The organism is Niabella agricola (genome assembly GCF_021538615.1).
GTDB lineage: Bacteria > Bacteroidota > Bacteroidia > Chitinophagales > Chitinophagaceae > Niabella > Niabella agricola.
The window spans coordinates 96,189-106,829 of sequence record NZ_JAJHIZ010000002.1 but is presented as its reverse complement, the minus strand read 5'-3'; the positions used below and the strand labels follow the sequence as shown (position 1 = coordinate 106,829).

The following is a 10,641-nucleotide window of genomic DNA, read 5'->3' as shown; positions in this document are numbered from 1 at the left end:
ATTGTTTTGGTTATCGTCATCAGAAGAATAGTCTGGTATTGTTGCAAGCAGCATTGATATGTTCAACAGGCTACGCTCATATACTATTTCATCCCACGACATCCGGAAGTATTTCATAAGTCCTCCGATACGTTCCCAGGCGCTATTATTCTCGCCTAAGCTCTGGGGTTCACCTCGTTCAGGTCTATGCCTTTCATCAAGATTATACCATTCGTAAAAGGGCCGGGGTTCATCTGCTTCACCATAACAGCCCACACCGCCTCCAGGTCATTGTTGTCGAAATTCAGTTTTACAAACTCCTGCAGCTCCCTTGTAGGCTCCATGCGGGCGTCAGAAAGCATCACAGACACACAGTAAACAACATCATCCATATGTTCAGATACCAACTTGCCGTACACCTTCATAAGATTATCTATATCCTCGAAAATGTGAACATTGATATCAGCCAGCCGGCCCATAATCCGCTGTTGTTGCGCCAGTTTCATAGGGTGAACCTGGAACGTGTGTTTCGTGAAAACCTCCTTTTCCCGGAAAAACCAGTGTTTGGTCTTCTCCTTTGTGACCACGGAAATATCAAAAGGCTTTTGTAGTATCGCGTCAGATTCCGCGCGATCTATATACTCTCGTGTAACCATAAAAAAATAGGGCGGCGTTTATTGCACCGCCCGTATGGGGTTTAGTTTTGATAATAATTAAGCAGCCGGGGGCTGTGTTTCGATAACAGACTTGAACCCTGCACCAACGGCAGTAGCAGTAGCCGCAATTTGCCATTCAGGAAGACCCGATTTGGCCTGGATAGAGTTTTCCACAAACTCAATGGAGGCGTTAAAGATCTCGGTGGTTTTATTGAATTTGTCCGTCATCTTAACATACAGCTTCACATTGGATCCGGCCTCGGGAGGTGAATACTTATCACCAACACCAGCGCCTCCAGCTGTATAAGTTCCGCCCTCAAGCATCGCCTTCAGAGAAAAGTCGTTGCTGTAGGTGGTCCACCGGAACGCGCGAGGCCCTGTTTGTGATTTCAGGCGCTCAAGTGCCACTTCTGATTCCTCAATAGGAATATCCGTGAAACTGTCAGCCTCTTTAGAATAGACAGCCGTATCAACCTTTGTAAAGGGAACCTCTGTCAGAACGGTCGGGGCAGTATTATTGGTAGTCGCAACACCAATCTCAATTTTTTTAAGCCCGTAAAATGGTTTCCATGCCATGTTATGTCAGTTTAGTTTTGGTTTAATTATAATAAATTCGGTGCGTACACGTTAATCCGTTGGTTATAAACGGTGTACTTTTTATCATCAAGCTTCAGTTCAGTTAAGGTTCCAAGTTCAGTATTAAGATCATTCGTATAAGCGTCTTCGAGAAGTGGTTTTACGGCCAGCAGAACAGCGTCCAAAGACTCCCCGTCAGCTATACCGCTCACATCTGGGCAGTATATGTTCATATTCAAAACACCCGTCTGTACCTGGGCAAAATCAGTGGTAAGAAAATTTATCGCTATAAATTTCTCTTTTGCCGCTGTAGCCCTGTCAAATTCAGTCAATGCTATTTCGCCAGTATAAACACCGGTCACCAATGCCCTAACAGCTGGTTGCCAAATTAATCCACGTATCTGTTGCAAGGCGCTAAACGGTGTAATCATTTCAGTTTATTATACAGGTTATTCACTTTGGTTTTAAATGACCTGGCAGCAACAATGGAGGCGCTGGTTAACACATCATGCTTTCTGCCACCGCGGACGCCAGATTCCACGTAAATGGCATAATCCATTCCCGCAGTCACAACCATGAATATTCCATCGCCATAGGCCGAATCACGGCCCACCTCCATCGCAAGTGCCTTCCCCATCGCGGCGCCATTCTTAACACCCCTACCCACCCCTTTAGCATCATTAGGATACGAAACCCTGTATGGTCGCCCATCCTTGAAAATCACATAGCCAATAGAGTTACGCAGGTTGCCCGTTTGGTCCTGGTAGTCACCTTTCAACCTGGCATGACGCACGGATTCCTCTCCTACCTGCTCAAAACGATCCATCAGGGCATTCAGAAAGGCCTCCTTTTTCTGAAGGAGCGCCCGCGTTACATCCAGCCTTGTAAATTGTCTTGTTATTGGCATAGGGCATATGCGTTTAATCTACCTCGATTATGCTGTTTGACTACCCCTGTATACTGTTTGCCGGAACTGGTGTCAAAAACCTTCAGTTCCACATCCAGGGGGATTTCCGGTTGATCCAGATCCATATAGAAAACAAACTTGGGCGATGTAAATGCGCCATCTGCATTTCGTTCAACAAAACGGTTCACATTAGTGTCGCAGCGGCCAACTACATGCACCGTCTCAGTGCTTTCTGGAAATGGGAGCCCTGTGTCTGGATTGTACCCGCCACCACTGGTAACACGTTTAAAACTAGCCGTATCGTCGTACCAAATCATCTGTCAAGCAAGTATGAAACGTCAGAAATCTTGTTTGCCGTGTACTGATCTTTTAAAGAACTACAATTAGAATCACTGATCCAGCCATCAATCAATCCTTTGAGATATGGGCTAGCACTATCGTAACTAACGGACATTCCGCCCTCGCTAATAGATTTTAGACCATTGGCTCCGTTGGTTGCCCTCATTTTCTCAATTATCAGGGCGCCATAGAACCGGCAATTAATGGGGTTGGTCGGAGACATTGACCATTCAGCATTGGGGTCTATTCCTCTTACAATAAGCACGCCTTGAATACGTGTATCCGGAATCGCCGGTTCGTCTAATAGTCCCTTAAATGCTTCCAGGTTTGTCATTGGCTATTTTTGTGTAATCAGTCCTAATTCCAACAGGCTTTCGATCCTAAATTCGTCAAAGTGCTTTGGAACACCATCCCCCACAGAATACGCTTTTGAAAAATCATCCTTATCAACAAAAGGTTGGGCGATAACATACTCAACGCCTTTTTTAGGTTTAACAACGGCCTGTTCCGGTTCTATATCAACGGATTCCACCTGTTCTGTTTGATCAACAGGAGACTGATCTACAGCCTCCTGTACTTTCCTTGGTCTTCCCATTATGCTTGTACTGTTTTAGTGTCGAGAATATAAAGCACATCGCCATTGATGGCCGGAGCCACACGAGCCTGAGACTTAGTATATTCGCGCAGTGAAGGTTTAGAGTCTACTCCACGGCTAACCAGGATATAGTCATTTGCCTTCTGGTAAATAACGGCCTCATCGCGGTGGTTGTCTTCAGCCAGGGTAGCATATACCAGATCGCCCACATTCCGGTCGGTCAGGAAGGAAATTGTACCATCCGCCCACGGAGTTTTGTTGGTGATAACACCGTTGGCCTCCTGCTTAAACTTTCGGTTGACAATCTCCAAGGTGATACCCCAACGATCCTGAAAAAGAGATGTAACAACATTTTCATCCAGGTTGGGGATAATGGTTTTATCGCCCGCAAATCCCTGGCGGTAAGCGTAGTACTGTTTGAACTGAGGATCGGCCAAAAGTTGTTTGATCGCCGTGCGGTCTGCCATGGCATGCACAAACACATCGCCATTAACATCCGCCACATCAACCAGCTTCTGGATATCATCCATACGAGCTGCAGTAGGGTCACTCCATACCTTAACAACACCACGCTTATGATCTGTGGGGACTTGATAATCCAGGCGGATTCCGGTACCCACATTGTCTGTATCCACCGCCATTGCAATACCAGTAGAGAGTGCCTCCAGCAGCATATACTCAATACGCTCATAGATACCGGAAACCGCACGCGGAACATCGGCGAACATGGTTGAAATGATTTGGGCAGGAGGAATATTCTGCGCAATCATGGTATCCAGATCGGTAAGCTGTTTTTCGTTCAGGCTGAACTCCAGACCCATCTTAGCAATGTCACCAGATGCACGAGAAGCAGCCGGGCGGCTCTTCAGCGGCAAACTGGAATCCATCGCAACCACATCGGCCATCACCATTCGCCCATTGGTAGAAACTGTATTCCACTGACCAGTAACAGAGTAACGAGGCGTCAGCATGTTCAAGAAGCGGTAAGGCTGTAGGCGTTTTTCATCGTTCAGCTTATTTACCACCCTTATCGTAATACCAGGCAAATACTGTTTCGCCCAGTCGATAAATAAAAATTGTGCCATTTAAAAAAAGTTAGTTTTGGTTAGTGTTTATTGGTTATCTGAACGGAAATCCACCAGCGTTAGTGCCGTCTTAAGTGCTGATAAAATAGCAGATGAATCGAACTGCATCGCTTTTGGATTGACAGTACCCTGCACCAGGATGCCAGCAAATGGCTTTTGGGTGGGGATAGTTGCAATCAGAATACCAGCATAGGTGTGGCCCGCAGGGAGGGCGCCGTAGCCGTCATTGGTGCCATTCAAAGGGAGTGGTTTATACTCCTTGGTAGCAGTCTCCTGAATAATGGGGTGTCCGCCCCAAATGTAATCAGGAGTAAAGCCGGTAACATCCAACGATCGCCCACCACGGATGGAAGCGAAGTTGTCAACAATAACAATAGAATCGTTAGGGTTAACAAAGGTGTCAGCGGCGTTAATCAAGTTAACTGTAGCCATTAGTTTTTTGGTTTAGTTTAAATTTTAAAATCATCCACAACTGTGTCCAGCATTGTCTCATCAGGTTTACCCTTAGTCGCCGTCGTCGCAACAGGAGGGCGTCCTCCTTTCAAACTTTCAGTATCCCGGTCCTGGTTGAATTTTGTCAAAAACTCCTTTTCGGCCTCTAAGAATGAATTATAATCTTCATCATCCTTGAATGAAATCCGATCAAACCCAGCCAGCTTATTAGCCTTCATGTCCTTAGCCTGGTTATCATCGTCCTTCACATCAGCAAACAGGGCCTCATATCCAGCCCTACGGCTTGTGGTCACCCGTTCTGTTTGCAGTGCAGCAACGGAATCCATCAGAGCCTTTGCCCATGCAGGTGTTTCGTCGGATGCCTTAGGCTTGGGATCCGGTTGTGGATCTGAGGGATTGGGATCAGCACCCGGTACTGGTTCTGCCTTTACACCTTTCAAAGCGGCGATATCCTTTTCAAGATCAGACACTTTCTTTCTGTTGGCATCAATAACAGACTGTAACGTTTGAAGCTCCGGCTCAACATCATCCACGGCTTCTGAAATTTTTTCTTCCTCTGTAACAGTTTTTGCTAAGCGTGTAGCAAACCCTTCTAAAATCTTGGCGCTTAACCCCAGGTCTTTGTATTTGGTTTTAAGGGCAGCAAGAATCTTGTCTTTAAGCATGAAATATTTTTTGTTTAAAAGAACTGACTGCTGAAAAGCAGTTGTTTTGGTTGTTCATGCAAGTTCCCTGTATAGCGAGGTGTGGCAAACCGTACGTAAATATGGATTACAATTGGTGTGTCAATAGATTTTAAAATGGGGTGTTTATGTTGTTTATTTGTATTGTACTACTTGAGGTGATTTGCTTTTTCTTTTTTGTTTCATTTTTCATTTGATTTTATGATTTTCCCCTGCTGTTTCTACAGTAGGGGTTTTCTTTTGGGTATGGGCACAAAAAAGCCGGGGATTAACCCGGCGTAATAATCGTAATCATCCTATCATCCATTGAGCACATCCCAGAACCGTTGGGGCAGCCAAACATTATCCAAATATGTACAGCCATAAAACAATGGCGCTAAATCCTTTGGCTCATACCCCGAAAGGCCACATCCGATTTCTGTTACTAAAAACGTATTATGGCCCAATGTTGCGTACTCCACGAATAAATCAACAAAAACCTTTATCCTGTCAATCGGCAACGTCTTGATTTGGGCATCCTTTGTGGGTATGGCAAATGTCTGCCCCTGGCGACCAGCGCCTTTACCATATTTTGCACCCCACATCATAGCCATTTTGGCAGCACCCGCGCCATGTATGCCTGCAAGGTTCGAACCAAAAACAAAAACCTCTCCAGGTTGTAGAGAAACTATTTTTTTCGGGGTCACTCTTGAATTTTTATACAGTACCATTACTCTTTGATTTAATCAATAAAACATACATTCTCTTTGCCCAATCAGGCCTATAATCAATTTCATTTTTATTACCCTTCTCCATATTGCAATCAGCGCAAAGTATTTGAAGGTTGTTGAAATTTAATTCATACTGCGGGTATGTGCTACGCGGCCTTATGTGATCAACATGGGCATATCCCTTTCTGCCACATTTCATACAAACCTTACCATAAATAGTAAGTGCTTGATCCCTCAAAGACAACCACTTATCTGAAGTGTAGAAAACGGACCCGTGTTCTCCGCGTCCATTGTAAATTCGGCTAAATGGATTACTGTACTCATCAACAATTAGCTGTCTAAGTTTTACCCGGCCCAACATCTGTACACTATCGGACTCCAACCCCAAAAACCTTATTATATTTTGATAATAAGACCTACAAAGAGTTTTTCCATAATACTCAGGATCATTTACTCTTAAGTATTCTACCAATCGCTTGTTGATGGCATACCTTGCGGCCTTGTTCGCCCGATCCTTAAATTGCTTAAGCCTCCTTCCTCTTAGTTTCATAATTATGATATTATTCAACAATAATAGAAAATGCGCGGTAGGTGGCCAACCAGAGAAGTTAACAGATGTTAATATGTCGAAATAAACCCCAAACATCAACACAAGCAAAAAGCCAGTTGTAGAAACAACCGGCCAAATGATAAAGAGGGAATATTTGCCTCACCCTGGGACGCTGTTCTATGGGTAGCGTGGTGAGTACTGTTAAAACTACTGCCTTGTGCGCTTGATACAATAACCGATCACCGCACAAACTACTATTGCCAAAAACACATAACATGATCTTATTACAATATCCATAACTACAGTTTTGTTTTTAAATACTTTTTATTCTCAGTTACCCAGTCTGGGTAACCGGATTTCCACGCCTTCATTCTGCTCTTGTTATCAGATACCCACTTGCCAAACTCTGGTGGTGGATCTGTAACGTATTGCAGGGCTGGTGGCTGACTTCTAATGCCCAGTGTGTAGTCTTCGTACAAATCACGCTCCTTCTCCGTTAATAGAATCGGCACGGCCACACATAAGCAGTTAACATGCCATCCCGTGAACTTAAAATCCTTTGGGTAAACAGTGGCCAGGAGATCACAGATGTCATACGTTGGGTGCCGGTTGCTCAACTTTACCTCTATTCCCTTGATATACCAGGCAGACTTCCATCGTTCATGGTCTGATTCCTTGTATGCCCTATTGATCACATTTCGGGTCAGGCGTTCGGCGTTCTTCTTGGGATCAGCGTAAATACCCGGGCCAGACTTGTTTTTATATTGAGCCAAAACCATGTCTTTTGCGGTATTTTTGGCTGATTTGCCGGTTTTAACCGCGTCCACAAGCACTTTATTTATGTGCGCCTGGGTGCGTTTATTCTGCTTCCAGATTCGTTTAGACAGGGTTTCCCCGTAGTCCTTCTTGGTTGTGATTTTACGTAAAACCCCGGCACTCTTTTTACCATATGAAGCCAACGGAAGTGCCTTAATGCGCTTCTGTACCCGCATATCGATAGCTCGGGACAATTTGGCTGAAACGACGCCGGAATCCTCGACCCCTAGCAGTATCATCCGGTTTATTTCGCCGAATAGTTTATCTGTCAGTTCCTGCACCTTGCGTCGGGTGGCGGGATCCAGCCGCCCATTGATCAGCTTGGCATAATTTACAAGCTCCGCAGCGTCCTTAAATGTTCGGTTGAACAAACGGCTGATCTTTCCAACAATATCATTGATTTTGGCAGATTTAGTCATCTCATAAACCCGTAGTATATCCTCTAATTGGCGTTGGTTCATCCTGGCAACAATTCGGAGTTATATGTAACCTCGCCTTTGATACCTACTTGCATTAAATCATCGCCCTGTAAGTCGTACCATCCATCCGATAATGGATCTGCTCCGGGAGAGCAGGCCGACACCTTCCATGGATTGCCTTCTCTATCAAAAAAAATAGCCATCGGCTCCAACCATTGCTTATTATAATTATCCCAAATTTCTATCATTAGATATATGGTGTATTACACCATCTTTTTCGTATTTGCATGTGTATTTTTTACTTCGTATTACCCTATCAAACTCATCCTCCGCTGCTTTAATCGCTGAGCCTATAGCGGCCCTTACAATTAGAGACGCCTCTTCAACTTCGATACCTGATAATATCTCATCTGGAATTTCTATACCAGTTTTTTCAAAACCGTATTTTTCACCCTTATAAATGGTTGCAAATGATACATTATTTTTCATTGCTTAATATTTCGTTTACTTCCTCCATTGCCTCCCTGACATCAAATTATGAATGGATGATTATAATCTCTCCGTTTTCAAATACCACCCCAGGTTCACAGTGGCAGGTACTGTCATCCGTGTGTTGTTTAATATCATCTAAGGGTGTAATGTTGATCATGCCAGATCGTGTTGAACCTCGTTGTTAACACTCAACCGCTCCACGGCGTTCACAAAGTGCCGCCGGATCTTCACCAGGCAGTTTGTGCCCTGTATATCGCTGAAATGTGGCTTTATCGCGTCTATTGCAGGGGTTACAGCCATTTCTTGCGCCAGGCGGTGGAAATTATTTGAAACATCATCGGGAACCCCCATCAGTTTGAAATAAGACCGATAGTCGATCTTATCCAAATACTGTTCGTAGGTTATCGGCGTTTCCTGCAAATCATACTCATCCGTCGTGTACTCCTCTTTATCCATACTCTCTATTTTATTCAGAAACAATCACATTAGCCACAATACCAAAAAATGGAATCGGGTCCATTTCTCCAGGAATAATATTACCGTTCTCATCACAGGGGTTTGTAAATTCCATATACCCGCTCTTATCTGTTTCAGGGACTAAAAAATGCTCTCCATCTGTACAGATGGTCACCACCAGGTCATCAAATGCCTCTCGGCTGATTTGATCCGGCATTTCTGTCAATAACTTTTTTAACTCTCCTACTGTCATTAAATAGTAATTTGGTTATTGTGTCCCCCTTGGTAGCACACGTAAGATGCCACTTACCGCACTTCGGGCAACAATAGGCTTTGAACATAACTCCATTGCCTAAAGATTTGTAAATACGCTTCGCGTTATTGAGCGCATTGTTCTGTGAATAATATTTCAGTTTCTTGCAGGGGGTCACTCTCCGCTATTTTGTAATGCATCCAGACCGGCGGCGGCCTTATCGTTCGCCTCCTTCTCCTCCTTTATCCTATTATATTCCGCTAACGCATCCTCAAACAGGGGATTCATCTTACATGCAGTTTCAAGGGAAATCATATTATTGGTATACAGGTCGATCAGCTGCTGAATTTTTTCGGTATCCCCACCCATCATATACGGTGTCACCTTCACGTCAATATTGATTTCAGACATAGAGGACTTCCAGCTGTTATTCATCACCCCCAGTATTGACTTAATGATGTTGTACCGACGGGTCAGGTGGATGTCGTGAATCTCCATTTTATTCATCACCTCCAGATGGGCATCCATGAATGCCATTTTCTGACCCTCACCTGACAGGATATTGCCCTTACCGGACAATGCCTCAAATGACGTCTTGGGGGTTCTGGTGCTGGTGTAAATCTTATCTTCATTACGGGCAAACTCGGACTCCACACTATCGGTTGCATTATTCCAGGATATGTAGTCCAGTTCTGACTCCGGCCCCTCCATCTGTACAAAGTCATCAATCTTGGTCGTAACAACGCCTCGCGCCTTCAGGATGGGCTTTGAATGCCGGTCATTGATGTCGCCGTGATTTGAGGCCAAAATATCATTCCGGTCACACAAGCGCTGCACCTTGTACCACTCAGTATTTGGTTGGTAAGAGTATGCAATTGGTATTTTACCGATTGCCTTAACATAGGTGTCCGCCTTCTTGGCATATTCGCTTACGTCCTCAATCCACCCCGATCCGTTTTCTATCAACCTGGTGTATGAACCCTTTGTCCATGTCTCAAAGTACTTTATCTCCGTATTATCAATCTCCTTTACCTTGTAGGCCCTGGAAAACGCCACCAGGTCACCAAATTCATCCTTAAATGGATACAGCCGATCCCCATCCTGTGGTTTAAACAGAACGCATTTGATCTTTATCTCACTATCAAATCCGTACCGATTCTGCCTGTCACCTGGTAGCGTAAACCAATATTCTGCCACCTCCTTAAATGAATACTGTGTTCGGGCCATCTCCCGGTTAACAGAATCAATCTTAACATCCTTATTGACAGAAATAATTGCGTTCAGAACTGCATCCGCGTTGACATTCTTTGATGCTGTGGTGACTTGTAATGGATTTCCAAAGACAAAGGATACGCGCTTATCAACAATATCCGATTGGTAACTGAATGGAGTACGGTTTACCTCCTTATATTCTTCTTTTGATGTTTGGGTGCCATTAGCATCCTTCTCAACAATCTTTACTTTACGTTTTGGTCGCTTGTTGGGGTCTGTGACAGAATGCTGGTTGGGATCCAACTGCTTTTCAGCCGCCTCTATGTCCTCATCGGTATTGTTAGCTTGTGACTGAAGGTACTGAACCCGTTTAGCCAGGTCGTCCTCCTGTAATATCTCCTCAATGGTCATTAACTCGCGTTTGATGCAAGTTGATCAATAAGTGAGAGGGGTACAAAAA

Annotated in this window: 16 protein-coding genes; all 16 read right to left on the bottom strand. The window is 44.4% G+C overall.

The window, feature by feature from the left end:
* Positions 1–155: 155 nt before the first annotated feature.
* Entirely contained in the window at positions 156–635 is a 480-nt protein-coding gene (locus LL912_RS00890) for a hypothetical protein (protein WP_235551666.1), read from the bottom strand.
* Between the two features lie 57 nt (positions 636–692).
* Positions 693–1,211, bottom strand: coding sequence for a hypothetical protein (locus LL912_RS00885; RefSeq protein WP_235551665.1), 519 nt, complete (start codon positions 1,209–1,211; stop codon positions 693–695).
* 26 nt (positions 1,212–1,237) lie between these two features.
* On the bottom strand, positions 1,238–1,642 hold the full coding sequence (locus LL912_RS00880; RefSeq protein ID WP_235551664.1) for a hypothetical protein: 405 nt from the start codon (positions 1,640–1,642) through the stop codon (positions 1,238–1,240).
* Positions 1,639–2,118: a hypothetical protein gene (locus LL912_RS00875; RefSeq protein WP_235551663.1), complete on the bottom strand. Its 480-nt coding sequence runs from the start codon at positions 2,116–2,118 to the stop codon at positions 1,639–1,641. Before LL912_RS00875 ends, LL912_RS00880 begins: the two co-directional genes overlap by 4 nt.
* A gap of 313 nt (positions 2,119–2,431) precedes the next feature.
* On the bottom strand, positions 2,432–2,791 hold the full coding sequence (locus tag LL912_RS00870) for a hypothetical protein (protein ID WP_235551662.1): 360 nt from the start codon (positions 2,789–2,791) through the stop codon (positions 2,432–2,434).
* 3 nt (positions 2,792–2,794) lie between these two features.
* Entirely contained in the window at positions 2,795–3,052 is a 258-nt protein-coding gene (locus tag LL912_RS00865) for a hypothetical protein (protein WP_235551661.1), read from the bottom strand.
* Positions 3,052–4,137 (bottom strand): major capsid protein, encoded by a 1,086-nt coding sequence (locus LL912_RS00860; protein WP_235551660.1) that lies wholly within the window; start codon positions 4,135–4,137, stop codon positions 3,052–3,054. Before LL912_RS00860 ends, LL912_RS00865 begins: the two co-directional genes overlap by 1 nt.
* Positions 4,138–4,164: 27 nt before the next feature.
* A complete protein-coding gene (locus LL912_RS00855; RefSeq protein ID WP_235551659.1) occupies positions 4,165–4,569 on the bottom strand; it encodes a hypothetical protein in 405 nt (134 codons plus the stop codon).
* A gap of 17 nt (positions 4,570–4,586) precedes the next feature.
* Positions 4,587–5,255, bottom strand: a complete 669-nt coding sequence (locus tag LL912_RS00850; protein ID WP_235551658.1) for a hypothetical protein — start codon at positions 5,253–5,255, stop codon at positions 4,587–4,589.
* Positions 5,256–5,572: 317 nt separating this feature from the next.
* Positions 5,573–5,983 carry an A1S_2505 family phage non-structural protein gene (locus tag LL912_RS00845; RefSeq protein WP_235551657.1) on the bottom strand — a complete coding sequence of 137 codons (411 nt, stop codon included), beginning with the start codon at positions 5,981–5,983 and terminating at the stop codon, positions 5,573–5,575.
* Entirely contained in the window at positions 5,970–6,533 is a 564-nt protein-coding gene (locus LL912_RS00840; RefSeq protein WP_235551656.1) for an HNH endonuclease, read from the bottom strand. The genes LL912_RS00845 and LL912_RS00840 overlap by 14 nt, the downstream gene beginning before the upstream one ends.
* A 299-nt stretch (positions 6,534–6,832) precedes the next feature.
* Positions 6,833–7,810, bottom strand: coding sequence for a hypothetical protein (locus tag LL912_RS00835; protein ID WP_235551655.1), 978 nt, complete (start codon positions 7,808–7,810; stop codon positions 6,833–6,835).
* A 186-nt stretch (positions 7,811–7,996) separates the two neighbouring features.
* Positions 7,997–8,257, bottom strand: coding sequence for a hypothetical protein (locus LL912_RS00830; RefSeq protein WP_235551654.1), 261 nt, complete (start codon positions 8,255–8,257; stop codon positions 7,997–7,999).
* A 156-nt stretch (positions 8,258–8,413) separates the two neighbouring features.
* A complete protein-coding gene (locus LL912_RS00825; protein ID WP_235551653.1) occupies positions 8,414–8,716 on the bottom strand; it encodes a hypothetical protein in 303 nt (100 codons plus the stop codon).
* 10 nt (positions 8,717–8,726) lie between these two features.
* The gene (locus LL912_RS00820; RefSeq protein ID WP_235551652.1) at positions 8,727–8,969 is read right to left on the bottom strand and encodes a hypothetical protein; all 243 of its coding nucleotides are present in this window, start codon (positions 8,967–8,969) and stop codon (positions 8,727–8,729) included.
* Between the two features lie 174 nt (positions 8,970–9,143).
* The gene (locus tag LL912_RS00815) at positions 9,144–10,592 is read right to left on the bottom strand and encodes a phage portal protein (protein WP_235551651.1); all 1,449 of its coding nucleotides are present in this window, start codon (positions 10,590–10,592) and stop codon (positions 9,144–9,146) included.
* Positions 10,593–10,641: the final 49 nt, after the last annotated feature.